This window comes from Agromyces sp. GXQ0307, from assembly GCF_044769845.1.
Taxonomy (GTDB): domain Bacteria; phylum Actinomycetota; class Actinomycetes; order Actinomycetales; family Microbacteriaceae; genus Agromyces.
The window spans coordinates 606457-632531 of record NZ_JBIZVY010000002.1; the positions used below are offsets into that span (position 1 = coordinate 606457).

The 26075-nt window shown below is 72.3% G+C and carries 24 protein-coding genes; 11 read left to right on the forward strand and 13 right to left on the reverse strand.

Translation table 11 applies throughout. The features are described from left to right. Positions 1 to 49 precede the first annotated feature (49 nt). Positions 50 to 916, forward strand: a complete 867-nt coding sequence (locus ACIQH8_RS08115) for a class I SAM-dependent methyltransferase (protein ID WP_400996941.1) — start codon at positions 50 to 52, stop codon at positions 914 to 916. A gap of 6 nt (positions 917 to 922) precedes the next feature. Here the strand turns inward: ACIQH8_RS08115 and ACIQH8_RS08120 are convergent, their stop codons facing one another. Beyond that, a complete protein-coding gene (locus ACIQH8_RS08120) occupies positions 923 to 1795 on the reverse strand; it encodes a sulfurtransferase (protein ID WP_400996944.1) in 873 nt (290 codons plus the stop codon). 84 nt (positions 1796 to 1879) lie between these two features. Here ACIQH8_RS08120 and ACIQH8_RS08125 point away from each other — a divergent pair, with 84 nt between their 5' ends. The 6 genes from ACIQH8_RS08125 to mnhG are packed head-to-tail and all read left to right on the forward strand — an operon-like array spanning position 1880 to position 8264. Next, the gene (locus ACIQH8_RS08125) at positions 1880 to 4834 is read left to right on the forward strand and encodes a Na+/H+ antiporter subunit A (RefSeq protein WP_400996946.1); all 2955 of its coding nucleotides are present in this window, start codon (positions 1880 to 1882) and stop codon (positions 4832 to 4834) included. Then, on the forward strand, positions 4831 to 5286 hold the full coding sequence (locus ACIQH8_RS08130; protein WP_400996948.1) for a sodium:proton antiporter: 456 nt from the start codon (positions 4831 to 4833) through the stop codon (positions 5284 to 5286). Before ACIQH8_RS08125 ends, ACIQH8_RS08130 begins: the two co-directional genes overlap by 4 nt. Next, a complete protein-coding gene (locus tag ACIQH8_RS08135; RefSeq protein ID WP_400996950.1) occupies positions 5283 to 6899 on the forward strand; it encodes a Na+/H+ antiporter subunit D in 1617 nt (538 codons plus the stop codon). Before ACIQH8_RS08130 ends, ACIQH8_RS08135 begins: the two co-directional genes overlap by 4 nt. Continuing rightward, positions 6896 to 7627: a Na+/H+ antiporter subunit E gene (locus ACIQH8_RS08140; RefSeq protein ID WP_400996952.1), complete on the forward strand. Its 732-nt coding sequence runs from the start codon at positions 6896 to 6898 to the stop codon at positions 7625 to 7627. The genes ACIQH8_RS08135 and ACIQH8_RS08140 overlap by 4 nt, the downstream gene beginning before the upstream one ends. Continuing rightward, a complete protein-coding gene (locus tag ACIQH8_RS08145) occupies positions 7624 to 7896 on the forward strand; it encodes a monovalent cation/H+ antiporter complex subunit F (protein ID WP_400996954.1) in 273 nt (90 codons plus the stop codon). Before ACIQH8_RS08140 ends, ACIQH8_RS08145 begins: the two co-directional genes overlap by 4 nt. After that, complete coding sequence (gene mnhG / locus ACIQH8_RS08150; RefSeq protein WP_400996956.1) at positions 7893 to 8264, forward strand: monovalent cation/H(+) antiporter subunit G; 372 nt, start codon at positions 7893 to 7895, stop codon at positions 8262 to 8264. Before ACIQH8_RS08145 ends, mnhG begins: the two co-directional genes overlap by 4 nt. Positions 8265 to 8280: 16 nt before the next feature. Here mnhG and ACIQH8_RS08155 read toward each other — a convergent pair whose 3' ends face one another. The 6 genes from ACIQH8_RS08155 to paaA form a co-directional block, all read right to left on the reverse strand. Continuing rightward, positions 8281 to 9054: an enoyl-CoA hydratase/isomerase family protein gene (locus ACIQH8_RS08155; RefSeq protein ID WP_400996958.1), complete on the reverse strand. Its 774-nt coding sequence runs from the start codon at positions 9052 to 9054 to the stop codon at positions 8281 to 8283. Positions 9055 to 9192: 138 nt separating this feature from the next. Next, positions 9193 to 10437 (reverse strand): 1,2-phenylacetyl-CoA epoxidase subunit PaaE, encoded by a 1245-nt coding sequence (gene paaE, locus ACIQH8_RS08160; RefSeq protein WP_400996960.1) that lies wholly within the window; start codon positions 10435 to 10437, stop codon positions 9193 to 9195. Further along, entirely contained in the window at positions 10437 to 10937 is a 501-nt protein-coding gene (gene paaD, locus ACIQH8_RS08165; protein ID WP_400997888.1) for a 1,2-phenylacetyl-CoA epoxidase subunit PaaD, read from the reverse strand. The genes paaE and paaD overlap by 1 nt, the downstream gene beginning before the upstream one ends. Before the next feature lie 65 nt (positions 10938 to 11002). Continuing rightward, the gene (gene paaC, locus ACIQH8_RS08170; protein ID WP_400996962.1) at positions 11003 to 11854 is read right to left on the reverse strand and encodes a 1,2-phenylacetyl-CoA epoxidase subunit PaaC; all 852 of its coding nucleotides are present in this window, start codon (positions 11852 to 11854) and stop codon (positions 11003 to 11005) included. Beyond that, on the reverse strand, positions 11851 to 12156 hold the full coding sequence (gene paaB / locus ACIQH8_RS08175) for a 1,2-phenylacetyl-CoA epoxidase subunit PaaB (protein ID WP_067948099.1): 306 nt from the start codon (positions 12154 to 12156) through the stop codon (positions 11851 to 11853). Before paaB ends, paaC begins: the two co-directional genes overlap by 4 nt. Positions 12157 to 12245: 89 nt before the next feature. Then, positions 12246 to 13217, reverse strand: coding sequence for a 1,2-phenylacetyl-CoA epoxidase subunit PaaA (paaA, locus tag ACIQH8_RS08180; RefSeq protein ID WP_400996966.1), 972 nt, complete (start codon positions 13215 to 13217; stop codon positions 12246 to 12248). A 77-nt stretch (positions 13218 to 13294) separates the two neighbouring features. Here paaA and paaI point away from each other — a divergent pair, with 77 nt between their 5' ends. From paaI to ACIQH8_RS08195, 3 genes are all read left to right on the forward strand, one after another. Continuing rightward, positions 13295 to 13831 (forward strand): hydroxyphenylacetyl-CoA thioesterase PaaI, encoded by a 537-nt coding sequence (gene paaI, locus ACIQH8_RS08185; RefSeq protein ID WP_400996968.1) that lies wholly within the window; start codon positions 13295 to 13297, stop codon positions 13829 to 13831. 113 nt (positions 13832 to 13944) lie between these two features. Then, positions 13945 to 15207, forward strand: a complete 1263-nt coding sequence (gene paaK / locus ACIQH8_RS08190; protein WP_400997890.1) for a phenylacetate--CoA ligase PaaK — start codon at positions 13945 to 13947, stop codon at positions 15205 to 15207. A gap of 118 nt (positions 15208 to 15325) precedes the next feature. After that, on the forward strand, positions 15326 to 15943 hold the full coding sequence (locus ACIQH8_RS08195) for a TetR/AcrR family transcriptional regulator (protein WP_400996971.1): 618 nt from the start codon (positions 15326 to 15328) through the stop codon (positions 15941 to 15943). Between the two features lie 95 nt (positions 15944 to 16038). On the opposite strand, the gene ACIQH8_RS08200 is transcribed toward ACIQH8_RS08195, so the two are convergent. The 5 genes from ACIQH8_RS08200 to ACIQH8_RS08220 all read right to left on the reverse strand — a co-directional run bounded on the left by ACIQH8_RS08200 (position 16039) and on the right by ACIQH8_RS08220 (position 21547). Beyond that, entirely contained in the window at positions 16039 to 16683 is a 645-nt protein-coding gene (locus ACIQH8_RS08200; protein ID WP_400996973.1) for a hypothetical protein, read from the reverse strand. 84 nt (positions 16684 to 16767) lie between these two features. Beyond that, a complete protein-coding gene (locus tag ACIQH8_RS08205) occupies positions 16768 to 17586 on the reverse strand; it encodes an ABC transporter permease (protein ID WP_400996974.1) in 819 nt (272 codons plus the stop codon). Continuing rightward, complete coding sequence (locus ACIQH8_RS08210) at positions 17583 to 18320, reverse strand: ABC transporter ATP-binding protein (RefSeq protein ID WP_400996975.1); 738 nt, start codon at positions 18318 to 18320, stop codon at positions 17583 to 17585. Before ACIQH8_RS08210 ends, ACIQH8_RS08205 begins: the two co-directional genes overlap by 4 nt. Next, positions 18317 to 18889: a TetR family transcriptional regulator gene (locus ACIQH8_RS08215; protein WP_400996976.1), complete on the reverse strand. Its 573-nt coding sequence runs from the start codon at positions 18887 to 18889 to the stop codon at positions 18317 to 18319. The genes ACIQH8_RS08210 and ACIQH8_RS08215 overlap by 4 nt, the downstream gene beginning before the upstream one ends. A 111-nt stretch (positions 18890 to 19000) precedes the next feature. After that, on the reverse strand, positions 19001 to 21547 hold the full coding sequence (locus ACIQH8_RS08220) for an FG-GAP repeat domain-containing protein (RefSeq protein WP_400996978.1): 2547 nt from the start codon (positions 21545 to 21547) through the stop codon (positions 19001 to 19003). A 167-nt stretch (positions 21548 to 21714) separates the two neighbouring features. Here ACIQH8_RS08220 and ACIQH8_RS08225 point away from each other — a divergent pair, with 167 nt between their 5' ends. Further along, positions 21715 to 23811, forward strand: coding sequence for a RecQ family ATP-dependent DNA helicase (locus tag ACIQH8_RS08225; protein ID WP_400996980.1), 2097 nt, complete (start codon positions 21715 to 21717; stop codon positions 23809 to 23811). Positions 23812 to 23921: 110 nt separating this feature from the next. Here the strand turns inward: ACIQH8_RS08225 and paaZ are convergent, their stop codons facing one another. After that, the gene (paaZ, locus tag ACIQH8_RS08230; protein ID WP_400996982.1) at positions 23922 to 25994 is read right to left on the reverse strand and encodes a phenylacetic acid degradation bifunctional protein PaaZ; all 2073 of its coding nucleotides are present in this window, start codon (positions 25992 to 25994) and stop codon (positions 23922 to 23924) included. Between the last annotated feature and the right edge of the window lie 81 nt (positions 25995 to 26075).

Consider the following 26075-nt stretch of genomic DNA (forward strand, 5'->3'; position numbering starts at 1 on the left):
CGATTCCCTGAGTCTTCACGAATGCGTGCGCCCGGGTGACAATGTGCGCATGGGGGAAGCAGCACTCGAGCCCGATGTCGCGGCCGTCTTCACGGACGCGGCGCCGACGTTCACCGCACTCGACGAGTCGATGTGGGATCCGATCTCGCGGGCGACGGTGCTGCGGGCCGCGCCGCGGTTCGATGAGCGCGTGCTCGACGCATGCGCCGGTGCGGGTGCGTCGGCCCTGCCGACCGCGGAGCTGGTCGGGCCCGGCGGGCTCGTCGACGCGGTGGACCGCTCCGAGGCGATGCTCGCGACGCTCCGCGAGCGCGCGGGCGCGCACGTGCCGTGGCTGCGGGTCCACGAGGCCGACGCGACGACGTGGCCGTACACGGGCTACGACCTCGTGCAGTGCGTGCTGGGCGTGTTCTTCTTCGAGGATGTCTCGGCCGGCGTCGAGCACCTCGTGCAGTGCGCCCGGCCCGGCGGGCGGGTCGCACTCACGGTGTGGGCGGATGGCGCGTTCGAACCGCTGCCCGAGCTGCTCGCGTCGGCGCTGCCGGCCGACGACCCGCGCGTTCCGCCGCTCGACGAGGACGACAGCCCGGTGATGCCGGGCGCCGGGACGGCGGGCGGACTCGCGCACTGGCTCGCCGAGCGGGGGCTCGTCGACGTGCGCGCCGAGGCGGTCCCCCGGCACCTCGACCTGGCACCGGAGATCGCGTGGGCGCTCGTGGTCGGCACCGGCATGCGGGCGATGCTCGGCGACCTCGACGACGAGACGGTCGAGGGCGTGCGCGAACGCTACCTCGCGGCCGTCGCGGAGCGCGACGTCGCATCCGTCGACATCACGACGCTCATCGGCATCGGCCGTCGGCCGGAGACGTCGGAGGCGCCGGAACCCGGGCCGGAACCGGAATCCGCCGCGGACTAGGCTCGGTCACTCCCCGTCGGGCGACGCTCCGAGCGCGACCGGGCGCTCGGCGTGGTTCGACCACTGGCTGAACGAACCCGGGTACAGCGCGGCCCCGATGCCCGCGAGCTCGAGCGCGGCGACGGCGTGCGCCGCGGTGACCCCCGAACCGCAGTACGCCGCGACCGGGTGCGCGGCGTCGACTCCGAGCGCGGCGAACCGCGCGCGCAGTGCGTCGACCGGAAGGAACCGGCCGTCGGGGCCGACGTTGTCCGCCGTCGGCGCGGAGACGGCGCCGGGGATGTGCCCGGCCCTGGGGTCGATCGGTTCGACCTCGCCGCGGTAGCGCTCTCCGGCGCGCCCGTCGAGCAGCACGCCGCGGTCGGCCGCCCCGAGCGCATCCGCCTCGTCGAGGTCGATCACGGGCATGGTGCCGAAGTGCGCGCTCGCGTCGCCAGGTTCCGGCACGACGTCGCCCTGCTCGAGCGGAAGCCCCGCCGCACGCCAAGCGCCGAGCCCGCCGTCGAGGATGCGCACGTCGCCGAACCCCGCGTGCCGCAGCAGCCACCACGCGCGCGCAGCCGACATGCCGGAGCAGTCGTCCATGACCACTGCCGCGTCGCCGTCGCGGAGCCCCCAGCGCCGCATCGCGCGCCGGAACTCCGCCTCGGAGGGGAGCGGATGCCGCCCCTCGCCGATCGCGGAGTGGTCGGCGAGCTCCGTGTCGAGGTCGACGTACACCGCCCCCGGAATATGCCCCGCGCGGTATGCACCGCTCCCGTCGGGCTCGGCGAGGGTCCATCGGACGTCGAGCACCCGGGTGCGCGGCGAATCCGGAAGTGCGGCTTGCTCGCCGCCGAGGCGGGCGGCGAGCTCGAGCGGGTCGATGAGGATCGGCATGCGGCCATCCTCCCAGCCCGCAGTTCCGCGCGTCCTCCTCGATAGACTGTCGGGACGGTCGGAACGCACGCGGGGGGAGCACGGATGATCGTCTCCCTGCTGGCGTTCGCCGCAGTGGCCCTGGTCACGCCGTTCGCCGCAGGGGTGCTGGGTCGCCGCATCTTCCCGGTCATCGCACTCGTGCCGACCGTCGTGTTCGCCTGGTTGCTGACGTTCGTGCCGGCGGTCGCGGGCGGCGAGGTCGTGACCGAGCGGATCGAGTGGATCCGCGCACTCGACATCGCACTCTCGTTCCGGCTCGACGCGCTCTCCCTGCTGCTCGCGCTGATCGTCACCGGCGTCGGCGCGCTCGTACTGCTCTACTGCACCTGGTACTTCCGCGACGACGAGCCGTCGCTCAATCGCTTCGCCGCGCTCCTGCTCGGGTTCGCGGGGGTCATGCTCGGCCTCGTGACCTCCGACGACGTGTTCGTGCTGTTCACGTTCTGGGAGGCCACGAGCGTGCTCTCCTACCTCCTGATCGGCCACGACGCGGCGAAGCGCGAGGCGCGCGGCGCCGCCCTGCAGGCGCTCACCGTCACCACCTTCGGCGGGCTGGCGATGCTCGTCGGACTCGTGATCCTCACGGTCGCGGGCGGCACCACCTCGCTCGCCGAGCTCGTCGCCGACCCGGTGACGGGTGCAGCGGCCGAGGTCGGCGTCGCGCTCGTACTCGTCGGCGCGATATCGAAGAGCGCGCTCGTGCCGTTCCACTTCTGGCTCCCGGCCGCCATGGCGGCGCCGACGCCCGTGTCGGCCTACCTGCACGCCGCCGCGATGGTGAAGGCGGGCGTGTACCTCGTCGCCGTCCTCGCGCCGGGCTACGCGGCGCTCGCGGTGTGGCATCCGATCGTGATCGGCGTCGGCGGGTTCACGATGCTGGTCGGCGGATGGCGCGCGCTCCGGCAGACCGACCTCAAGCTCGTCCTCGCCTACGGCACGGTGAGCCAGCTCGGCTTCCTGATCCTCGTCGTCGGCCAGGGCACGCGCGACGCAGCACTCGCCGGCACCGCCCTCCTGCTCGCGCACGCGCTGTTCAAGGCGGCCCTGTTCCTCACGGTCGGCATCGTCGACCACGCCGCGGGGACGCGCGACAAGCGGAAGCTGTCGGGCCTCGGGCGGCGGATGCCCTGGCTCGCCGCATTCGCGACGGTGGCGGCCGCGTCGATGGCGGGGCTCCCGCCACTGCTCGGCTTCGTGGCGAAGGAGGCGGTGTTCACGGCGCAGCTCGAGGCCGCGGCATCCGGCGAACCGGGCGCAGCCTGGGCCTGGGCGGCACTCGCGACCGCGGTGGTCGGGTCGATGCTCACCTTCGCGTACAGCTGGCGCTTCGTCGATGGCGCGTTCGGTTCGCGCCCGGGCGCCGATCCGACCCCGGTGCACCGCGAGCCCGCGATGATGTCGTTCGCGCCCGGCGTCCTCGCCGCCGCCTCGCTCGCGACCGCGTTCGCCCTCCCGCTCAGCGAGCCGCTGCTCGACGCCTACGCGAAGACCCTGCCCGGCCCGACCGACTACCACCTCGCGCTCTGGCACGGCCTCGAGCCGGCGCTCGCGATCTCGGCACTAGTGTTCGGCGTCGGCGCACTGCTCGTGTGGCAGCGCGACGCGGTCGGCCACGCCCAGGCCGCGGTGCCCGACACGATCGACGCCGGGCGCGGGTACATCCGACTCGTGGGCGCGATCGACCGCGGCGCGGCGCGGGTCACCACGCTCATCCAGTCCGGGGGCCTTCCGGGCTACCTCGCCGTGATCGTCGCGGTGTTCATCCTCGGCCTCGGCGGCGCGGCGGCGGCGAACGGCACGTGGCCCACCGACATCCGGCTCGCGGACGGCTGGGCGCAGCCCGTGATCGCCCTGGCCATGATCATCGCCGCCTCGGCGGCCGTCGTCGTGCGGCAGCGGCTGACCGCCGTGCTGCTCGTCGGCGCGACCGGCTACGGCATGGTGCTCATCTTCGGCATGGGCGGCGCGCCCGATCTCGCGCTCACGCAGGCGCTCGTCGAGACCCTGACGATCGTGGTCGTCGTGCTCGTGCTCCGTCGACTTCCGCGACAGGTGACCGGTCGGCGCGCGGTCGTCAGGGCGCCGCTCCGCATCGCGCTCGGCGCGCTCGCCGGCATCGTCATGGCCGTCGTCGGCGTGGTCGCACTCGGGTCGCGCATGCAGCCGACCATCGCCGGAGGGCTGCCGGCGCTCGCCGAGGAGGCGCACGCGAAGAACCTCGTGAACGCGCTGCTCGTCGACATCCGCGCCTGGGACACGCTCGGCGAGATCTCGGTGCTCGTCGCGGTCGCGACGGGCGTCGCGAGCCTCATCTTCGTCTCGGGGCGCCAGGGGGGTGCGCCGCGCCTGGAGGACGTCGACCGGCGCAGTCGCCTTCGGCCGGTGCCGGAACAGGCCGCCTCCATGCGCGCGGCACGTCGTCCGCTCGCCGACGTCGAGCACGAGACCGACGCCGCCGCCGAGGCCGCGGCGACCCGCCAGACCTGGCTCCTCGCCGGTCGCACCCTCTCGCCGCGCAACCGCTCGATCCTCATCGAGGTGCTCGTGCGCCTGCTCTTCCACCCGGCGATCGTGGTCTCGGTGTTCCTGCTCTTCGTCGGCCACAACGCACCCGGGGGCGGCTTCGCCGGCGGGCTCCTCGCCGGGCTCGCGCTCGTCGCACGCTACCTCGCCGGAGGTCGGTACGAGCTCGGTGAGGCGGCTCCCGTCGATGCGGGCCTCCTGCTCGGCACGGGCCTGTTCGTGGCCGCCGGCACCGCGGCATCCTCGCTGGTCTTCGGCCTCACGGTGTTCGAGTCGTCCTGGTTCGAGACCGAGGTGCCCGTGCTCGGAACGCTCTCGATCGGCACGTCGACCCTGTTCGACATCGGCGTGTACCTCGTGGTGGTCGGTCTCGTCCTCGACATCCTGCGCACGCTCGGCGCCGAGATCGACCGCCAGATCGACGAGGCCGGCCCCGACGCCGTTCCCGCCGACCCCGCGGAGGTGCCCGCATGACCGCCTCGCTGACGCTCGTCATCGTCGCCGCCGTGCTCTTCGGCACCGGCCTCACGGTCATGCTCGAACGCAGCCTCACGCGTGTGCTCATCGGGTTCCTCCTCGTCGGCAACGGCGTGAACCTGTTCATGTTCGTCATGGGCGGGATGCCGGGGCTCGCGCCGATCCTCGGCGAGGGCGTCGACCCCGACGCGATGTCCGACCCGCTGCCGCAGGCGTTCGTGCTCACCGCGATCGTCATCAACCTCGGCATCACCGCGTTCATGCTGGCGCTCATCTACCGCAGCTGGTGGCTCGCCCAGCTCGGCGAGCGCGGCGACCTCATCGGCGACGAGGACGAGATGGCCGAGGACGCCGAGGAGACCGCGGACCTCTACCGCAGCTCCGAGGAGGACGATCGCGCCGTGCAGGCCGTGCTCGACGCGAGCGACGAGGACGGGGATCGCGAATGACCGACGCGCTCGTGCCCCTGATGGTGCTGCTGCCGCTCATCGGCGCGGCGGTCGCGCTCATGCTGGGCCGCCGCCAGCGCGCGCAGATGGCGGTGAGCACGGTCGTGCTCGCCGCGGTCGCGGCGATCGCCGCGGTGCTGCTCGCGCGGGTCGACGCGTCGGGCTCGGGCATCGCGGTCGCGGTCGGCGCGTGGCCGCCGCCGTTCGGCATCGTGCTCGTCGTCGACCGGCTGTCGGCGATCATGATCATCATCTCGGCGCTCATGCTGCTCGGCGTGCTCGTCTACGCCGTCGGCCAGGGCATCGCCGACCAGCACCGCGAGACGCCGGTCTCGATCTTCCACCCGACCTACCTGATCCTGTCGGCGGGCGTCTTCAACGCGTTCATCGCCGGCGACCTGTTCAACCTCTACGTCGGCTTCGAGATCCTGCTGTCGGCGAGCTACGTGCTGCTCACGCTCGGCGGCACGGGCGAGCGCATCCGGGCGGGCGTGACGTACATCATCGTGAGCCTCGTGTCGTCGCTGTTCTTCCTCAGCGCGATCGCACTCGTCTACGGTGCGACCGGCACCGCGAACATCGCGCAGCTCTCGGTGCGCCTCGCTGAACTCCCGCAGGACGTCCAGCTGATCCTGCACCTGCTGCTGCTCATCGCGTTCGGCATCAAGGCCGCGGTCTTCCCGCTGTCGTTCTGGCTGCCCGACTCGTACCCGACGGCGCCCGCCCCGGTCACGGCCGTGTTCGCGGGCCTGCTCACGAAGGTCGGCGTCTACGCGATCATCCGCACCGAGACGGTGCTCTTCCCCGAGTCCGACCTGTCGACGCTGTTCCTCGTGATCGGCGGGCTGACGCTCGCGGTCGGCATCCTCGGTGCGCTCACGCAGGCCGACATCAAGCGCCTGCTCTCGTTCACGCTGGTCAGCCACATCGGGTACATGATCTTCGGCATCGGGCTCGCGAGCGTCGCGGGCCTCGCGGCGACGATCTACTACGTCATCCACCACATCAGCGTGCAGACGACGCTGTTCCTCACGACCGGGCTCATCGAGCGATTCGGCGGGTCGACGTCGATCACGCGCCTCGGCGGACTGCGTCGCGCGTCGCCGATGCTCGCCGTGCTGTTCTTCGTGCCGGCGATGAACCTCGGCGGCATCCCGCCGTTCTCCGGCTTCCTCGGCAAGGTGGGACTGTTCGTCTCGGGGGCGGATGCCGCGGGCGGCGCGACGCCGTCGACCGAGACCCTCGGCACCTCGACGCCGGGACCGGACTGGCTGATCTGGACGGTCGTCGCGATCGGCGCGGCGACCTCGATCGTGACGCTCTACGCGCTGGCACGGTTCTGGAACCTCGCGTTCTGGCGACCGAAGGCCGAGCTCGAGGGGTACCGCTCACGGCTCATCGACTCGGTGCAGGAGGCGCCCGGCGCGACGACCGTCGTCGCGACGCGCACGACGCCGGTGCTCATGCTCGCCGCGACCGCCGCGCTCGTGGCGCTGACCCTCGCCCTCACGGTCTTCGCCGGCCCGCTGTTCGAGCTGTCGAGCCGCGCAGCCGAGAACCTGCGCGACGCGAGCGTGTACGTCTCGATCGTCTTCCCGGGGGGTGTGCGATGACGGATGCCGCGCGCGACCCGGCCACGACGGCCGCGGGTTCCGGCGCGTCGCCGGCCGCGCCGGGGCCGCCGTCGCCGCCGTCGCCGCCACCGCGGACCCGGCCCGAGGACCTCACCCGATGGCAGGCGGTGTGGCGGCAGCTGCCGCTCCTCGCCGCCCTCGTCGCGCTGTGGATCTTCCTCTGGGACCACGTCGACGTGCTCACCGTCACCACGGGCGTGATCCTCGCGATCGCCGTCACGCGCGCGCTCTACCTGCCGCCCGTCCTCCTCAGCGGCCGATTCAACCCGTGGCGCGGGCTGCTGCTCGGACTGTGGATGATGCTCGACGTCGCCGTCGCATCGGTGCAGGTCGCCGCTCGGGCGGTGTGGCCGGGCTGGACGCCGATGAACGCGATCATCGCAGTCCAGCTCCTCACGCGCTCCGACCTCGTGACGACGCTCACGGCCGAGGCGATCACGGTCGTGCCGGGCACGGTCGTGGTCGACATCGACCGCGAGCGCGGGCTGCTCTACCTGCACGCCCTCGGAACGCGCACCGAGGCCGACCTGGTCGGGGTCCGACGGCACGTGCTCGCCACCGAGGAACGCATCGTGCTCGCCATCGGCACGCACGAGCAGGCGGAGGCCGTCCGCGCGGCGCGCCGGCACCGTCGCGCCACGGGACGGAAGCTCGAGGCCGCGCGCCCCGAGCCGGAGGAGCTCGCCGAACGGGAGGACGACGCATGAGCGCGCTGGCCGTCATGGGCATCATCGCGGGCGTGATGTTCGGCATCGGCGCGATCGCGGCGCTCGTCCGCATCATCCGGGGTCCGACGATCCTCGATCGCGCCCTCGCGACCGACGTGCTCCTCGCGATCGCCATGTGCGGGCTCGCCGCCGAGATGTCGATCAACCGGCACACCGACACGCTCGTGGTGCTCCTCGTGCTCGCGCTGTTCGCGATCGTCGGCTCGATCGCGATCGCCCGGTTCATCGGGAAGGAGGACCGCTCGTGACCCTCACCGAGATCGGGATCGGCGCGCTCATCCTGCTGAGCGGCTTCCTCTCGATGGCGGCCGGCGTCGGCGCACTGCGCTTCCCCGACGTGCTGACCCGGCTGCACGCGGCGACCAAGCCGCAGGTGCTGGGCCTCGCGGTCGTACTCCTCGCGATCGTGCTGCGCGTGCCCGCGTGGGGCGTGGTCTCGACCGTCGTGCTCATCATGACGTTCCAGCTGCTCACCCAGCCGATGACCGCGCACATGCTCGGCCGCGCCGCCTACCGCACCGACGCCCTGCGCCGCGACCTCCTCATCGAGGACGACCTGGGTCGCGACATCGCCGAGCACGAGCAGGAGCGCGACGACGACCGTCGGGTGCCCTGACCGGGCAGCCCGGCGCTCAGCCGCGCCCGGTGAAGTGCGGCGCGCGCTTCTCCTGGAATGCCGCGAAGCCCTCCCGGTAGTCGTCGGTGTCGCAGAGCGCCGCCTGGGCGCGATTCTCGTCCGACATCGACGCCCAGAGGCCGTGCCGGTGGTCGCGCAGGTCGGCGATGAGCCGCTTCGACGCCACGAAGGCCTGGGTGGGGCCGGATGCCGCGTCCCGCGCCGCGGCACGCGTGGCCTCGAGCACCTCGTCGGCGGGGAAGACCCGCGAGAAGAGCCCGGCCGCGACGGCCTCGGCACCCGACATGAGCCGCCCCGTGACGATGAGATCCATCGCGCGGTGCGCGCCGAGGCGCTCGTAGAACAGCGCGTGGCCGCCGGAGTCGAGCGTCGCGCCGAGGTTCTTGAACGGCGAGCCGATCTTCGCGCTGTCGGCGACGTACACGATGTCGCTCGCGATGAGGAGGCCGAGGCCGACGCCGAGGCACGCGCCGTGCGCGACGGCGAACGTCGGCGCGGGGAAGCGCGCCATCCGCTTCAGCAGCGGTTCGACCCGCGCGCCGAGGTAGCCCTGCACGTCGTCGTCACGCGGGTCGACGCCCGCTATGTCGCGCCCGGCGCAGAACGCGCGTCCCTCGCCGCGGAGCACGAGCGCGCGCACGTTCGTGTACTCGGCCTGGTCGTAGGCCTCGCCGAGTTCGGCGAGCGCCTCCTCGTTCAACGCGTTCAGCTTCTCGGGGGCGTTCAGCGTGATCTCGGCCACGCCGTCGTGGATCTCGAGCTCGATCATTGCGGTCCTCTTCGTCGTGTCGGCCGCTCGGGGGTCGTTCTGCGACATCCGCGCGGCCGGCTGCTCGAGCGGATGACGCGAAGTGACCCCCTGAGCGGGGGAGCGGGTGGGCGGGAGCGGGTGGGCGGGCGGGTGGGGCTACACGTCGTAGTCGACCACGACGCGGTCGGATGTCGCGTGCGACTGGCAGGTGAGCACGTATCCGCGCTCCAGTTCCTCGGGCTCGAGCGCGTAGTTCTCGGTCATGTTCACGCTGCCGTCGACCACCCGTGCGCGGCAGGTGCCGCAGACGCCGCCGGCGCACGCGAACGGCACGTCGGAGCGCACGCGGAGCGCCGCGTTGAGGATCGACTCGTTCGCGCTGACGGGGCTGTCGACCGTCGACGACAGCCCGTCGAGCGTGAACTCGATCGCGACCGTCGGCTCGCCGCGCTCGACCGTGACCGGGCGGCCGTGCCGGGGCTCCGTCGCGCGGTCGGCGTCGGTCGTGAAGAGCTCGTAGCGAACCCGACCGGATGGCACGCTCCGCGCCTCGAGCGTGTCGCGCGCGAGCTGCACGAGCTCGAACGGCCCGCACAGGAACCACTCGTCGACCGTCGCCGGCGGGATGAGCGCGTCGAGCATGCGCTCGAGCTTCTCGGTGTCGATGCGCCCGGAGAGCAGCGGCGCGGTGCGCTGCTCGCGCGAGAGCACGTGGTGCAGCGCGAGGCGCGACGGGTAGCGGTCCTTCAGCTCGGCGAGCTCCTCGAGGAACATCACGTCGCGGGTCGACCGGTTCGTGTAGACGAGCGTGAATCGCGCGTCGTCGGACCGGGCGAGCACGGTGTGCGCGAGCGCCATGAGCGGCGTGATGCCCGAGCCGGCGGCGATGCCGACGACGTGCTTGCCGTCGAGCGAGTCGAGCCCGGAGGTGAACGTGCCCTGCGGGCTCATCACGTCGATGCGGTCGCCCGCGGCGAGCTCGGTGTTCGCCCAGGTCGAGAAGCGCCCGCCGAGGTCGCGCTTGATGGCGACCGAGACGCTCCCGCGCACGGGCGGGCGGCAGATCGAGTACGACCGGCGGAGCTCGTGCCCGTCGAAGTCGCGCCGCAGTGCGACGTACTGGCCGGGCAGGTACGCGTAGTCGTCGGCGAGCTCGTCGGGCACCGCGAAGGTGACCTCGACCGCGTCGTCGGTCAGCGGCCGCACCTCGGCGACCTCGAGCGAGTGGAACCGGGCGCGGCGACGCTTCGGAGCGGTGTCGCCGCCGACCGCGCTCGCGAGGAACGCGTCCGCGATCGCGGCATCCGTCTCGAGCGTGCCCGAGGCAGCAGGGGTCTCGATACGGGGCTGCGCCCCTACTCGACCACCGGACGTGGTCGAACCGATGTTGATCGCGGCCATCAGAGCACCTTGAAGTAGTCGAAGGGCTCGAGGCAGTCGCGGCACTCGTAGAGCGCCTTGCACGACGTCGAGCCGAAGCGGGCGAGTTCGCGGGTGTTCAGGGAGTCGCAGCGCGGGCACTTGACGGCCATCTGCAGCCGGATCGGCCCCGCGTCGCGCACGGGCGCGTTCCCCGACGGCGCCTGGATGCCGTACTGCCGCAGCTTGTCCTTGCCGGACTCGCTCATCCAGTCGGTCGTCCACGCGGGCGAGAGCACCATGCGCACGTCGACGTCGTCGTAGCCGGCGTGCGTGAGCGCGAGCACGACGTCGTCGCGCATGGCGTCCATCGCGGGGCATCCGCTGTAGGTCGGCGTGAGCTCGACGCGCACGGCGCCGCCCTCGTCGATCGCGACCGAGCGCAGCACCCCGAGGTCCTCGATGGTGAGCACGGGCACCTCGGGGTCGGTCACGGTCGCGGCGACGTCCCAGGCGGCACGGGCCGCGGGGTCGGTCGGCACGGGACGGGCGACGGATGCCGCGGCATCCGCCTCGACGCCCGCGCCGGGCCGCACGTCGGCCGCGGTCACCACGACGCCCCCGGGTGCGCGCGGGCGAGCACCTGCATCTCGGCGAGCAGCGGGCCGAGGTGCTCGGTGTGCTTCCCCTCGCGGCCGCGGCCGTCGACGACGAACGCGAGCCGGCCCTCGGGCCGGGCGAGGTCGGCCTCGGCGAACACCTGGTCGATGACCGCGTCGAACGACTCGCGCAGCGACGACGGCAGCGGCGCGACGCCGTCGGCGGCGAGCCGCGCGGCGACGTCGTCGTCGCGGAACAGCTCCTCGACGTACGGCCACGTCTGCTCGACCGCGCGGATCATGCGACGGCGCGACTCGTCGGTGCCGCCCGCGAGGCGGAGGGTCCACTGGATCGCGTGGTCGCGGTGGTAGTCGACCTCCTTCGACGCCTTCGCCGCGATCGCGGCGAGCGTGGCGTCCGTCGACCCCTCGAGACCGCGATAGAGCTCGACGAGGTACGTCGAGACGAAGAGCTGCCGGGCGATGGTGTGCGCGAAGTCGCCGTTCGGCTGCTCGAAGAGCCACGCGTTGCGGAACTCAGGCTCGTCGCGGAAGTACGCGAGGTCGTCCTCGCTGCGCCCGTCGTGCGTGCCCGCGTAGTGCAGCAGCGAGCGCGCGTGCCCCAGCAGGTCGAGGGCGATGTTGCCGAGCGCGACGTCCTCCTCGAGCTCGGGGGCGCGCGTGATCCAGTCGCCGAGGCGCTGCGCGAGCACGAGCGCGTCGTCGCCGAGGCCGAGCGCGTAGGCCGCGACATCCGCGGATGCCTCGTGGCCGGCGCCGGCCGCCTCGCCCGCGTACTCCTCGGCGAGCGCGACGCGGTCGACGGTGACGTCGCCGTGGGGGTCCAGGTCGGCGCTCACAGGTGCTTCACCCCTTCGGACTTCGTGTAGTACACCGCGTGCCGGTAGTTCTTGCCGGCCGGGCTCTCGAAGAAGGCGCCCTTCGCGTCGGGGTCGCTGGTCGTGACCGCGTCGGCGGGCACGACCCAGATCGACACGCCCTCGTTGCGGCGCGTGTACAGGTCGCGGGCGTTGCGCACGGCCATGTCGGCGTCGGGCGCGTGCAGCGACCCGACGTGCACGTGGCTCAGTCCGCGGTTGGCGCGCACGAAGACCTCCCACAGGGGCCAGGCCTCGGTGCCGGTCTCGCCGGGGGTGCTCATCTCGTCTCCTCGTCTCGGTCCGCTCCGTCGCGGATCGGTGGGTCTGTGTGTCGGCGCGAACGCCGACCGGGTCGGGCCGTGCGCGGCGCTCAAGCGGCGGCCGCCGCCTTGGCGGCTTGCTTGCGGGCGTACTCGGCCGCGGCCTCGCGCACCCAGGCGCCCTCCTCGTGGGCCTCGCGGCGGCGACGGAGGCGCTCGGCGTTGGCGGGTCCGCGTCCGGCGAGCACCTCGTTGAACTCGTGCCAGTCGATCTCGCTCATGTCGTACGCCTGGCGCTCCTCGTTCCACGTCAGGTTCGGGTCGGGGAGCGTCACGCCGAGCACCTCGGCCTGGGGCACGAGCATGCCGACGAAGCGCTGGCGCAGGTCGTCGTTCGAGAAGCGCTTGATGTTCCACGCCATCGACTGCGCCGAGTTCGGCGACTCGTCGTCGGGCGGCCCGAACATCATGAGGCTCGGCCAGTACCACCGGTTGACCGCGTCCTGCGCCATCTCGCGCTGGGCCTCGGTGCCCTGCATGAGCTCGAGCAGGATCTCGAAGCCCTGGCGCTGGTGGAACGACTCCTCCTTGCAGATCCGCACCATCGCGCGGCCGTACGGCCCGTACGAGGCGCGGCACAGCGGCACCTGGTTGCAGATCGCGGCGCCGTCCACGAGCCATCCGATGGCCCCCATGTCGGCCCAGGTCGGGGTCGTGTAGTTGAAGATCGAGGAGTAGCGGGCGCGGCCCTCGATGAGCTGCTGCATCATCTCTTCCCGCCCGATGCCGAGCGTCTGCGCGGCGGAGTAGAGGTAGAGGCCGTGGCCCGCCTCATCCTGCACCTTGGCCATGAGGATGGCCTTGCGCTTGAGGCTCGGCGCCCGCGAGATCCAGTTGGACTCGGGCTGCATGCCGATGATCTCGGAGTGCGCGTGCTGGCTGATCTGCCGGATGAGGGTCTTGCGGTACGCATCGGGCATCCAGTCGCGGGGCTCGATGCGCGAGTCCTGCGCGATGAGGTCGTCGAAGCGCGCCTGGGCCTCGTCGTTCTCGACCACGGTCAGGTCGGCGGGTGCGGTCATCGTCGACTCCAATGCTCTCGGGACCGGATGGTGCGCGGTGCTGCGACCACTTTACCAACCGATCGTTCAGTTAGTATATGCTGAGGTTCTGCGCCGGGGCAATCAGGGCCGCCGGCGACTCCCCCGCACTCGATGAGGAGCAGCGCATGACGGATGTCGCGACGGAACGCCAGGGCGCCGATCGGCCTGCCGACGAGCAGGCGGATGCCGCGGCATCCGCTCGTCTCAATCGCGAGATGATGCAGCGCGACCTCGCCTCGGCCATGCTCGGCATGGTCGTCGAGCGCGACGATCCCGGGCACGCCGTCGTCTCGATGCGCGTCCGCGAGGACATGACCAACGGGTTCGCCATCACCCACGGCGGGCTCGTCTTCACGCTGGCCGACACGGCCTTCGCGATCGCCTGCAACGAGGACCACCGGGTCACCGTCGCCGCGGGCGCCGACATCACCTTCCTGAAGTCCACCGTCGCGGGGCAGACGCTCACCGCGACCGCCGTGCGCCGCGCCCGCAGCGGCCGCACGGGCCTCTACGACGTGACGGTCGTCGACGAGCTGGGCGACGCGGTCGCCGAGTTCCGCGGCCGCTCCATCTCCACCAACCGCACCATCTGACCCCGGGAGCCACCGTGTCGACGACGACCCTTCCGCAGAACTCCGCCGAGATCCGCCCCACCGTCTCGGGCCTCGTGCCCGCCGCACCCGACGAGCTCGACCCCGAGGAGCGCATGAGCCGCGCCGAGATCGAGGCGCTCCAGCTCGAGCGGCTGCAGTGGACCGTGCGGCACGCCTACGAGAACGTGCCGCTCTACACGCGCAAGTTCGACGAGCACGGCGTGCACCCCGACGACATCCAGAGCCTGGCGGATGTCGCGAAGCTCCCCTTCACGACGAAGGCCGACCTGCGCGAGACGTACCCGTTCGGCATGTTCGCCGTGCCGATGGAGCAGGTGGCGCGCATCCACGCGTCATCCGGCACCACCGGCCGGCCGACGGTCGTCGGGTACACGCACGACGACCTCGACCGATGGGCGACGCTCGTCGCGCGCTGCCTGCGCGCGTCCGGCGTGCGCCCCGGGATGAAGGTGCACAACGCGTACGGCTACGGCCTCTTCACGGGCGGCCTCGGCGCGCACGCCGGCATCGAGAAGCTCGGCGCGACCGTCATCCCGATGTCGGGTGGTCAGACCGCGCGCCAGGTGCAGCTCATCCGCGACTTCGAGCCCGACGCCATCATGTGCACGCCGAGCTACCTGCTGACGATCGCCGACGCGATGGAGGAGGCGGGCATCGATCCGCGTTCGACGTCGCTGAAGGTCGCGATCCTCGGCGCCGAGCCGTGGACGAACGAGATGCGCCGTCGCATCGAGGAGCGCATCGGCCTCGACGCGGTCGACATCTTCGGGCTCTCCGAGGTCATGGGCCCGGGCGTCGCCAACGAGGCGGTCGAGACGAAGGACGGCCCGCACGTCTGGGAGGACCACTTCCTGCCCGAGGTCATCGACGGCGAGACGGGCGAGCCGCTCGCCGACGGCGAGCGCGGCGAACTCGTCTTCACGTCGCTCACGAAGGAGGCCTTCCCGGTCATCCGGTACCGCACGCGCGACCTCACGCGCCTGCTGCCCGGCACCGCGCGCCCCGGCATGCGTCGCATCGAGAAGATCACGGGCCGCAACGACGACATGATCATCCTGCGCGGCGTGAACCTCTTCCCGACGCAGATCGAGGAGCTCGTGCTCGGCATCGAGCACCTCACGCCGCACTTCATCCTCGAGCTCACCCGCACCGGCCACATGGACGACCTCACCGTGCGCATCGAGCGCCACCCCGACCTCGAGGTCGAGGCATGCCGGGCGGCGACCGTCGTGCTCGCCGGGCGCATCAAGGAGTTCATCGGCTCGTCGGTGACCGTCCGGCTGGAGGAACCCGGCACGCTGCCCCGCAGCGAGGGCAAGTACAAGCGCGTGTACGACCTGCGCGAGCCGCGCTGATGCGCGACTCCGGCGCGCTCGCCGCCGATCGGACGCGAATGGGCGCTCGGGCGCCGCTCCCGACGCCGAATCGCGTCCTTTCGCGGCGTGGGCGGGCGGGGATGCGAGACTGAAGCGGATGTCTCAGAACACGACGCTCCGGCGAGGACGCCCCGGCTACGACCAGCAGGGCATCCTCGAGGTCGCCGTCACGGCCTTCAACGAGTACGGCTACGACGCGACGTCGATGGGCGTGCTCGCCGACCGGCTCGGCCTGTCGAAGTCCGCGATCTACCACCACTTCAGCTCGAAGGACGAGATCCTCGACCGCGCGCTCGACCAGGCGCTGGGCTCGCTCGAGGGCGTGCTCGACGAGACCGAGGCGGCGGGCGGCAGTGCGGCCGACCGCCTCGACGGGGTGCTGCGCGGCGCGGTCCGCGTGCTCGTGGCCGAGCTGCCGTACGTCACGCTGCTGCTGCGCGTGCGCGGCAACACCGAGGTCGAGCGGCGCGCGCTCGCGCGACGGCGCGCGTTCGACAAGCGCGTCACGGCGCTCGTCGCCGAGGCGCAGGCCGAGGGCTCGCTGCGCTCCGACATCGACGTGCGCATCGTCGAGCGGCTCCTGTTCGGAATGATCAACTCGATCGTCGAGTGGTACCGGCCCGGAGGGCGAGAGGATGCCGCGCGGCTGGCCGACGACGTGGTCGCGGTCGCGCTCGACGGGCTGCGCGTGCCCGCCGACGCCGCGCGCGCCTGATCCGTCCGCGCCGCGACCCGGTCGTCGTCAGGATCGGCGGGTCGCGGCGGCACGGCACCCGCCCATCGTGACGACGACCGACGGTGAACCGCGCCTCAGCGACGGCCCTCGGCCCCCGCGACGTCGGGATGCTCGGGCGGCAGCCCGTGGCGCTTCCCTGCGCGCAGCAGTTCGAGGTTGCGCCGCTCCCAGTCGAGCATCTCCTGCCGCATGCCCTCGAAGATCCGGCTCTCGCCGCATGACGGGAGCGTGCGACCGCACACGCACGACCCCGGCTTCCTCGGGTCGGGGTGATGGAACGCCTGCAGTCGCCAGAGCGCGACCATCGCCGTGTCGACCCGCTTCGCGGTGAGCTGGGTCGCGCGCTCGGCGCGCCGAACGCGGTCATCGCGCAGCTGGTCCTGGAGCGCCGTGCCGACCTCGCTCGCGGTGTCGATGGCGCCCGCCCGCAGCTGGTCGCGCTCTGCCGTGAGCCGGGCGACCAGCGCCGCCGACTCCGCGGCGGCGGTCGTCGCCGCCGAGGCCGCGTCGCGCGCGTCGCGATCGTGGGACTCGAGGATGCCGCGCCACAGCGCGATGTGCTCGCGGTCGCGCTGCTCCGCCCGCTCGGGCCCGAGGTGCGACCGGCAGTGGCCGCACACCACCTGATCGGACGCCGACGCGAACCGGAAGCGCTGCACGCTCCCGCAGCAGAGGCACGGCACGTCGACGTCGGCGTGGAGCGGGTGCTGGTGGGGCATGCGGTCCAGCGTGACCGGCGGCGGGGGCGCGGTCAAGTCGGCGGTTGGCGCGGGCCTGCCGACGCACGCCGGACGGGCCCTCTCCTAGCGATCCAGCTGCAGTCGCGACCAGGCCAGCGCGCACAGCGCTCCGAACGCGAGCGGCACCGTCGGCACGGTGAGCAGGGCCGCTGCGGGCACCTCGTCGGGCGCGATCGCCCAGAGCGCGGGCGCGACGAACGGCACCCACGCGCCGACGTCGGCGATCGCCGAGACCTGCGCGACCACGATGATGCCGACGGTCGCGGCGATGCCGGGCAGCAGGCCGCGCCCGATCGTCGCGACCCATCCGGCCGGCACGGCGATGAGTGCGGAGAGCACGACGAGCACCGGGATCCGGACGATCGCGCCGACGCCCGCGGCATCCGTCGCGCCGAAGCCCATCGCGAACCCGACGATCGCGACGACGACCGTGAGCGCGATCGCGACGACGACCGACCAGATGACGTAGACGGCGAGCTTGCCGAGTGCGATCGCCGGGCGCGACACCGGCAGGCCGAACAGCGCCGCGACGGTGCCGTCGGCGAACTCGCGGCCGAACATCCAGCTGAGGGCCACGCCGAAGGCGAGCACCCCGGCGGCCGCGGTGATCTGCAGCACGACGCCCACCAGGCCCGCCCACCCGGGCACGCCCGCGAGCGGGCCGAGCTTGGCGAGCACCTGTTCGTCGCCGGACGCCGCGGCGAGTAGCATCCCGAGCGCGAGCACGCCCACGCCGATGACCAGGAGGGCGGTCGTCGAGGCCATGACGCGCGACGCGATCGCCTTGCGCGCCTCGACGGCGACGGCCACGCGGAGCGCACCGCGCCGGAGGCCCGCGGCTCGGCCGGTGCTCGGGGCCGCTTCGATCCGCGCGCCGCTCATGCCGCCGCCCTCCGGCGCTCGTCGTCGCCGTGCACGAGCGCGAAGAACGCCCGTTCCAGGTCGAATCCCGCCGGGTCGAGGGACCCGATGATTCGCCCGTCGTTGACGACCGTGATCCGGTCGGCGACGCGCGCGACCTCGTCGAGGTGGTGGCTCGAGACGAGGATGCCCGCTCCCGCCGCCGCGCGACGGAGCAGCGACTCGCGCAGGACGATGACGCCCGCCGGGTCGAGGCCGTTCGTCGGCTCGTCGAGGACGATGGCCTCGGGCTCGTGCAGCAACGCGCCGGCGATGCCCACGCGCTGGCGATTTCCGAGCGAGAGGCGGCTCGCCCTGACCCCCGCGTAGCGGACGAGGTCGAACTCGTCGATCGCCCGGTCGACGGCCGCCGCGATGCGACGGCGCTCGACGCCGTGCAGCCGCGCCGCGATCTCGAGGTTGGCGCGCCCGGTGAGCTCGGCGTAGGCGAGCGGGTGCTCGACGAGGTGGCCGACGCCGGCCCAGGTCGCGGCGTCGGCCCGGCTCAGGTCGACGCCGCGAACGCGCACCGTGCCCGAGTCGGGCCGCAGCATGCCGAGGAGCAGTAGCATGAGGGTCGTCTTGCCGGCACCGTTCAGGCCGACGAGCGCGTGGATCTCGCCGGCGGCCACGTCGAGGTCGATGCCGTGCACGCCGGCGCCGCCGCGGAATGCCCGCGTGACGCCTCGCGCCTCGAACCGGGCGGCGGCGTTCATGAGCCGACCTCGAGGACATCGAGGGCTCGCTCGATCGCGTCGGCGAGCGTGGTCCGCTCGTCCTCGGCCCACATGAAGAGCCCTGCGACGAGGGCGGCGAGCACGGATGCCGCGGCGACGCGCGCCACGTCGGGGGCCGCGCCGTCGGCGACGAGCTGCTCGACGATCGCGCGCTCGGTGTTGCCCGTGTTGCGCCACATCGCGCCGCGGAGCGACGGCGTCGTCGCGGCGATGCGAACGCGACGGCGGATGATCGGCGTCTCGGGCTCGGGCAGCGCGCGCCACGCCTCGCGGATGCCGCGGGCGGCTCGGAGGAGCGGCGGGACCTCCCGTGGTTGCGCGGCGATCGCCGCGGTGAGCTGCGGGTCGTACGGGTCGTCGAGGAGCAGGTGCTCCTTCGCGGGGAAGTACCGGAAGAACGTCATCTCGGTGACGCCCGCGGCGCGCGCGATCTGGGCGACGGTGGTCTGGTCGTAGCCCTGCCGTTCGAAGAGGTCGAGCCCGTGCTCGACGAGCGCGGCGAGCGTGCGTTCGCGCTTGGACGGTCGGCGGCCGGTATCGGTGGTCACAACAGAATGTTAGTTACTCACATTTTGACCGTCAAGGCCCCGCCCGCCGCGGTCCGCCCGTCCGTCCCCGGGCGCGGGGAGGTCACGCCCGAAGCGCCCGCCACTCGCGCTTCAGCCGGCCACCAACCCATCGATTGAACGGGTGCCGTAGGTCAGAGCCTCCGACTCGAGCGCGAGGCACGCTCCGGCCACGAGGTCCACGCACGGGAGGGCCCACCCGCCCAGTCCGAGGAAGAAGTCGTCGGGATCGACGCCGTACCCGCACGTGGTCGGATCCCAACTCGTCTGGGTGCAGTCGATGCTGACGTCCCTGAACAACTGCTTCCATTTCGATTCCAGCGAATCGCCCAGGGGAAGCACGGAAGGCAGGTACGCGAAGCCCCCGATCGTGTACGGATTTCCGGACTTGTCATCTTCGAGGCCGTAGATGCCCCAGCCGGTGCAACCCTCCAGGGTCTCGCATCCCACGGTCAGGGTGGGCGTGAGGGCCTGCCAGAGGAAGACCGAGTACGCACGGTCGGCGGCGACCACGGCCTGGTGCCACGCCGGCGAGGTACTGTCGAGGATGACCCATTCCTCATCGGCGTACAGGCCGCCGACCGTTGCGAGCAGCCCGTAGTCGTTGACCACCGTCGTCACTCCGGATACCAATCCGGCCTGAGCCTGCTGCGTCCAGTTCGACACGTACGTCGGCGTGCCCGGCCCGAACATCTCGTCGTACGTGCCCGAGGCGTTCGTCGAGGATCCGAAGCTCCCAGCGAATGACACGGCCACGTCGATCCCGCCGGCGATGACCTGCCACTCGGGGTCGGCCGCGTTGGCCACCGCCACGACGGTGCCGACCAGCGCGGAGAAGACCGACGCGATGACGTCCGGAGGCGTGTCGTGGGGCTTCTCGTAGTGCAGGTACGTGAACGTGCTGTTCTCGTTCCGCGCCTGCCCGATGTCCTCGACCAGTGCCGACTGCGCGTTCATCGCGTTCTTCACCCAGATCGCCCACCCGAGTTCGGTGCCGACCTGGGTCCGAACGGCATCCCAGGTCTTCTTCGAGACTCCCTTGACCGGCGCGAGCTTCTCGAGTTCCGATGCCCAGGGCACCAGGTAGTCGGAGACGTCGACGTCGTAGCGCGACCTGATGTCGTCGGTGCAGTAGGCCGAGTCCGCCGCGGGGCAGGTGATGGTCCGGCTCATCGCGCTGTACGCCTTGAGCGCGCCGCCGGTGAAGGCCGGGAACTGCACAGACGGCGACACCCACGCACCAGCCTTCGCGTCGAATCGGTACGTCTGGATGCCGGTCGGCCCCCGGCCGATCAACTCGGCCCGTCCCGCGTTCGCGGAACCCCGTGAGCCGATCGGCGTGAACCCGTCGACGTCGGCCGCCTGGATCGTGCCGTAGTACCGCGCATGGCGCCATCCGAGCGCGTCCGTGAATGCGGGACCGTCGACCCGCTGCTCGGAGGCCCACGTCGTCGAGGCCGACGTCGTCGTGCCCCACACCGTCATCCCTGTCGACTCCCGGCCGAGGAACTCGTCGCGCCCGTCACCGTCGACATCGGCCGCATGGATCGTGGCGTACCGGGAGGCGGTATCCCAGCCCGCAGCGTTGGAGAACGCCGAGATCGTGCCGATGTCCGCCCACTCGCCCGCGTCCTCCGCTCCGCCGGGATCGGTGAAGTCGAGCACCCGGACGCCGCCGCTGTCTCGCCCGTACACCTCGACATCACCGTCGCCGTCGATGTCGGCCGTGCCGATGGTCAGGTATCGGGACGGCTCCGACCACTGGTCGCCCGCGAACAGGCCGGCGCGGCCCTGGCGGATCCAGGTGCCGGACTCGAGCCCCCATACCTCCAGGCCGTTCGACCCGCGAGCGAACACCTCGTCACGCCCGTCGTCGTCGAGATCCCCCGTGTGGATCGTGAGGTAGTGCTCGGGCTCGCGCCATTCATCGGCCGCGAAGGCGCCCGTCTCGACGACCTGCCACTCATCGCCCTCGAGGGAGGCGGTCACGAGTCCCGTCAGGCCGAATCCGATCAGTTCAGCGCTCCCGTCGCCGTCGAGATCCCCGGACTGGATCACCGGGTAGTACGCCGCCGTGTCGAGCGGGTCGTCGTCCGCGAAGGGCTGGTCGACGGCATCCACGCCGATCCAGGATCTGCCGTTCCCGCCCAGCTCGGCGACGACGATGCCGCTCTCGGACCGGGCGTACACCTCATCGCGCCCGTCACGGTCGAGGTCGGCCGCGCCGATCGTCTCGTAGTGGCGCCTGAGGTCCCAGCCGTTCTCATCGGTCCAGCCGAGCCCACCGGCGACCACCATCGGTCGCCACTGACCGGTCTCGAGGTCGAAGTCCCATGCCTCGAGTCCGACGGAGGACCTGCCGAGCAGCTCGGCACTCCCGTCTCCGTCGAGGTCCGCGGTCTGGATCGTGCCCCAGTCGGCCGGTTCGGACCACTGCCCGTCGCCCCATCCGGGCAGGGCATACGCCGGTGTCGTGAGCCGGCCGGCCGCGGGTGGGCTGGGCGGCTTCCCCGTGGTGCCGCCGCGATCCATCGTGGCGGCACCGTGGGCTGTCGCCGCCTGCGCCGGTACGACCGAGCCGGCCATGCCCACGGCGGCCACGAACGTCGAGATCATGAGAAGGGCTGTCGTCTTCGACATCGAATCACTGCCTCTCGCGGTGTCGCCGCACAGTGTTGCGCATCGGCCGATGGTCCACAAGTGAGATGGTCCCCTCCGTTTCGGGCGGCCTGCGGTCGAGTGCCGCGCTGCGGCGGGGTGTGCGCGGAACGGCACCGGATGTCAGCCGCCTCCGCCAGAGTGGATGCATGCCCTCCCCCGACACCGCTCCAGACCTGCGCGCCGAGGCGCTCGCCGCGCTCCGCGAGCTCGTCGGCCGCGACGACGCCGAGTTCCACGACGGCCAGTTCGAGGCGATCGAGGCGCTCGTCGCCGGGCGTCGGCGGGCGCTGGTCGTGCAGCGCACGGGGTGGGGCAAGTCGGCCGTGTACTTCGTCGCGACCCTGCTGCTGCGCCGTCGGGGCGGCGGCCCGACCGTTCTCGTCTCGCCGCTGCTCGCGCTCATGCGCGACCAGGTCGCGGCTGCCGAGCGGGCGGGCGTGCGTGCCGTCTCGATCAACTCGGCGAACGCGCACGAGTGGCAGGAGGTGCTCGCGCGCCTCGACGCCGACGAGGTCGACGTGCTGCTCGTCTCGCCTGAGCGCCTGAACAACCCCTCGTTCCGCGAGCAGCAACTGCCGTCCCTCGTGCGCCGGCTCGGCATGCTCGTCGTCGACGAGGCGCACTGCATCAGCGACTGGGGGCACGACTTCCGGCCCGACTACCGGCGGCTGCGCGACCTCATCGCCGAGATCCCGGCCGACGTGCCGGTGCTCGCGACGACCGCCACGGCGAACAGCCGGGTCGTGGCGGATGTCGCGGAGCAGCTCGGAACCGACGTGCTGACGATCCGCGGACCGCTGGCCCGCTCCTCGCTGCGGCTCGGCGTGCTGCGCCTGCCCGACTCGACCGGCCGGCTGGCCTGGCTCATCGACCACCTCGACGACCTGCCCGGTTCCGGCATCGTCTACGCACTGACCGTCTCGGCCGCCGTCGACACGGCGCGTGTGCTGCGCGAGCGCGGCCATGACGTACGGGCGTACACGGGCCAGACCGACCCCGACGAGCGCGAGGAGTCCGAGGGACTCCTGAAGCGCAACGAGGTCAAGGCGCTCATCGCGACGAGCGCGCTCGGCATGGGCTTCGACAAGCCAGACCTCGGCTTCGTCGTGCACCTCGGGGCGCCGTCCTCGCCCGTCGCCTATTACCAGCAGGTCGGCCGGGCGGGGCGCGCGAGCGAGAACGCCGACGTGCTGCTCCTCCCCGGCCGCGAGGACCCGGCGATCTGGCACTACTTCGCGACGGCCTCGATGCCCGATGAAGATCGCGCGCGCCGCGTCATCGACGAACTCTCCGACGTGCCGCTCTCGACGCCGGCGCTCGAGGCGCGCGTCGACCTCCGGCGCACGCCCCTCGAACTGCTGCTCAAGGTGCTCGACGTCGACGGCGCCGTGCGCCGCGTGCAGGGCGGCTGGGTCGCGACCGGTGCGCCGTGGAGCTACGACGCCGAGCGCTACCGCCGCATCGCCGAGGAACGCCAGGCCGAACAGCGCCACATGCTCGAGTACGAGGCCACCGACGGGTGCCGCATGGCCTTCCTCCAGCATTCCCTCGACGACGACACGGCCGCACCGTGCGGACGCTGCGACCGGTGCGCGGGCGCCTGGTACCCGGGCGAGGTCGATGCGGATGCCGCGGCCGCCGCCGCGAGCGCCCTCGACCGGGTGGGCGTGCCGATCGAGCCGCGCCGCGCGTGGCCGACCGGCGCCGACCGGCTCGGCGTCCCCGTGAAGGGCCGCATCGCGCCCGCCGAGCAGACCGCCGAGGGCCGCGCGCTTGCGCGACTCACCGACCTCGGCTGGGGGTCGACGCTCCGCGAGCTCTTCACTCCGAACGCACCCGATGCGCCGCTGCCGCCGCGCGTGCTCGACGCATGCGTCCGGGTGCTCGCCGAGTGGGGATGGACGGAACGGCCCGTGGCCGTGGCATCCGTGCCCTCGCGCTCGCGCCCGCAGCTCGTCGACTCGCTCGCGCGCGGGCTCGCCGACGTGGGGCGACTGCCCTATCTCGGCGCGCTCGCGCTCGTCGACGGCGGGCCGACGGGCGGGCCCGGCGGCAACAGCGCGTTCCGCCTCGCCGGCGTCTGGAACCGCTTCTCCGCCGACGGCCTCGACGTGCCGGCGGGCGGCGTGCTGCTCGTCGACGACCTCGCCGACAGCCGCTGGACCCTCACCGTCGCCGCGCGCACCCTCCGGCAGGCGGGCGCGACCGACGTGCTGCCGTTCGCGCTCGCCCTCCGCGGCTGAAGCCCGTACCCGGTGGTCGAGTAGCGAGCGCAGCGAGCGTATCGAGACCCCGCACGGTCTCGATACGCGGGCCGCCGCCGTCGGCTGCTACTCGACCACCGAGCAGGCGGCTACCCGACGGGCACCGGCACCTGCTCCTTCGCCACGAGCGTGAGCACGTCGTACGTCGCCACGAGCTCGTCGTGCTGGTTCTTCAGCACAGCGTCCCAGCGCACCTCGCCGTACTCATCGGTCTCGCGGGGCGTGATCTGCTTCGCGGTGAGCTCGACGCGGATCTCGTCGCCGGGCGACACGGGCGTGATGAAGCGCAGGTTCTCGAGGCCCGAGTTCGCGAGCACCGGGCCCGGCGCGGCGTCGACGAACAGGCCCGCGGCCCACGACACGAGCAGGTACCCGTGCGCGACGCGCCCCGGGAAGAACGGGTTCGCGGCCGCGGCCGCCTCGTCCATGTGCGCGTAGAACGTGTCACCCGTGAAGTTCGCGAACGTCTCGATGTCCTCGAGCGTCACGGTGCGCGACGGCGACGCGACCTGGTCGCCGATGCGGAGCTCGGCGAGCGACTTCCGGAACGGGTGCGCCTCGCCGGCCTCCGCGTACGGTCGGGCCGCGGCGCCCGAGTGCCACACGCCAGTGAGGGCGGTGAGCATCGCGGGCGAGCCCTGCACGGCCGTGCGCTGCATGTGGTGGAAGACCGCGCGGATGCCGCCGAGCTCCTCGCCGCCGCCGGCGCGGCCGGGGCCGCCGTGCACGAGGTGCGGCACGGGCGAGCCGTGGCCGGTCGACGTGCGCGCGTCGTCGCGGTCGAGGAAGAGGAGGCGGCCGTTCATCGCAGCGATACCGGACGCGAGTGCGACCGCGACATCCGGATCGTGCGTGGCGACGCTCGTCACGAGCGAGCCGCCTCCGCGGGCGACGAGATCGACCGCCTGGTCGAGGGAGTCGTAGGCGATGACGGATGCCACGGGGCCGAAGGCCTCGACCTCGTGCACGGCGTCGGCCGTGGCATCCGTGAACTTCAGCAGCATTGGCGCGACGAACGCGCCGTCGGCGTCGACGCCCTCCGGTGCCTCGGTCGTCCCGATCACGAGTTCGCCGCCGGCGTCCTGCAGCTTCCGCACCTGGCGGAGCACCTCGTCGCGCTGTCCGAGCGACGCGAGCGGGCCCATGGTGACGCCCTCGGTGCGCGGGTCGCCGACCACGACCTTCTCCGCGAGGCGCGCCCGCACGGCATCGACGACCGCGTCGACGGAGGCCGCGGGCACGATCGCGCGACGGATGGCCGTGCACTTCTGCCCGGCCTTCGAGGTCAACTCGACGACGAGCTGCGAGACGTACGCGTCGAACTCGGGCGTGCCGGGCACCGCGTCGGTGCCGAGCACGGAGGCGTTGATCGAGTCGGTCTCGCTCGTGAATCGCACGCCGCCGGTCTGCACCGAGTCGTGCGCGCGCAGGCGCTCGGCCGTCGACGCCGAACCGGTGAACGCGACGAGGTCGCCGACGCGGAGGTGGTCGAAGAGGTCGGGCACGCTGCCCGAGACGAGCTGGAGCGAGCCCGCGGGCAGCAGGCCCGACTCGACGAGGACGCGGACGAACGCCTCGGCGAGGTAGCCGGTCGGGGTCGCGGGCTTCACCACCGTCGGCACGCCCGCGAGGAACGCCGGCGCGAACTTCTCGAGCGACCCCCAAACGGGGAAGTTGAACGCGTTGATCTGCACCGCGACGCCCGGCAGGCTGGTGTAGATGTGGCGGCCGATGAACGAGCCGTCCTTCGAGAGCGGCTCGACCGGACCGTCGACGACGACCTTCGCGTTCGGGAGCTCGCGGCGACCCTTCGACGAGTACGTGAACAGCACGCCGATGCCGCCGTCGATGTCGACCCACGAGTCGCGCTTGGTCGCGCCGGCGCGCGCCGAGATCTCGTAGAGCTCGGCCTTGCGCTCGGTGAGCGCGAGCGCCATCTGCTTGAGCAGCACGGCACGCTGGTGGAACGTCAGCTCGCCGAGCGAGCGCTGCCCGACCGTGCGGGCGTGCTCGAGCACCCCGGCGAGGTCGAGCCCCTCGGTCGAGACGCGCGCGACGACCTCGCCGGTCGACGCGTCTCGCACCTCGGCAGCGGATGCCGCGGCGTCGTCGCCGGGGGTCCACCACGCGTCGCGGACGTAGCTGGGCAGGATCTCGGTCATTGATGTCTCCTCGGTGGTCGAGCGGTGGGTCGAGTAGCGCGAAGCGCGTATCGAGACCTCGCACCGCCGGAGGCGGCGCGT

Coding starts and splice junctions, on each gene's coding strand:
- ACIQH8_RS08115 (WP_400996941.1), top strand. CDS start 50: ATGGGGGAAGCAGCACTCGAGCCCGATGTCGCGGCCGTCTTCACGGAC.
- ACIQH8_RS08120 (WP_400996944.1), bottom strand. CDS start 1,795: ATGCCGATCCTCATCGACCCGCTCGAGCTCGCCGCCCGCCTCGGCGGC.
- ACIQH8_RS08125 (WP_400996946.1), top strand. CDS start 1,880: ATGATCGTCTCCCTGCTGGCGTTCGCCGCAGTGGCCCTGGTCACGCCG.
- ACIQH8_RS08130 (WP_400996948.1), top strand. CDS start 4,831: ATGACCGCCTCGCTGACGCTCGTCATCGTCGCCGCCGTGCTCTTCGGC.
- ACIQH8_RS08135 (WP_400996950.1), top strand. CDS start 5,283: ATGACCGACGCGCTCGTGCCCCTGATGGTGCTGCTGCCGCTCATCGGC.
- ACIQH8_RS08140 (WP_400996952.1), top strand. CDS start 6,896: ATGACGGATGCCGCGCGCGACCCGGCCACGACGGCCGCGGGTTCCGGC.
- ACIQH8_RS08145 (WP_400996954.1), top strand. CDS start 7,624: ATGAGCGCGCTGGCCGTCATGGGCATCATCGCGGGCGTGATGTTCGGC.
- ACIQH8_RS08155 (WP_400996958.1), bottom strand. CDS start 9,054: ATGATCGAGCTCGAGATCCACGACGGCGTGGCCGAGATCACGCTGAAC.
- paaE (WP_400996960.1), bottom strand. CDS start 10,437: ATGGCCGCGATCAACATCGGTTCGACCACGTCCGGTGGTCGAGTAGGG.
- paaB (WP_067948099.1), bottom strand. CDS start 12,156: ATGAGCACCCCCGGCGAGACCGGCACCGAGGCCTGGCCCCTGTGGGAG.
- paaA (WP_400996966.1), bottom strand. CDS start 13,217: ATGACCGCACCCGCCGACCTGACCGTGGTCGAGAACGACGAGGCCCAG.
- paaI (WP_400996968.1), top strand. CDS start 13,295: ATGCTGAGGTTCTGCGCCGGGGCAATCAGGGCCGCCGGCGACTCCCCC.
- paaK (WP_400997890.1), top strand. CDS start 13,945: ATGAGCCGCGCCGAGATCGAGGCGCTCCAGCTCGAGCGGCTGCAGTGG.
- ACIQH8_RS08195 (WP_400996971.1), top strand. CDS start 15,326: ATGTCTCAGAACACGACGCTCCGGCGAGGACGCCCCGGCTACGACCAG.
- ACIQH8_RS08200 (WP_400996973.1), bottom strand. CDS start 16,683: ATGCCCCACCAGCACCCGCTCCACGCCGACGTCGACGTGCCGTGCCTC.
- ACIQH8_RS08205 (WP_400996974.1), bottom strand. CDS start 17,586: ATGAGCGGCGCGCGGATCGAAGCGGCCCCGAGCACCGGCCGAGCCGCG.
- ACIQH8_RS08210 (WP_400996975.1), bottom strand. CDS start 18,320: ATGAACGCCGCCGCCCGGTTCGAGGCGCGAGGCGTCACGCGGGCATTC.
- ACIQH8_RS08220 (WP_400996978.1), bottom strand. CDS start 21,547: ATGTCGAAGACGACAGCCCTTCTCATGATCTCGACGTTCGTGGCCGCC.
- ACIQH8_RS08225 (WP_400996980.1), top strand. CDS start 21,715: ATGCCCTCCCCCGACACCGCTCCAGACCTGCGCGCCGAGGCGCTCGCC.
- paaZ (WP_400996982.1), bottom strand. CDS start 25,994: ATGACCGAGATCCTGCCCAGCTACGTCCGCGACGCGTGGTGGACCCCC.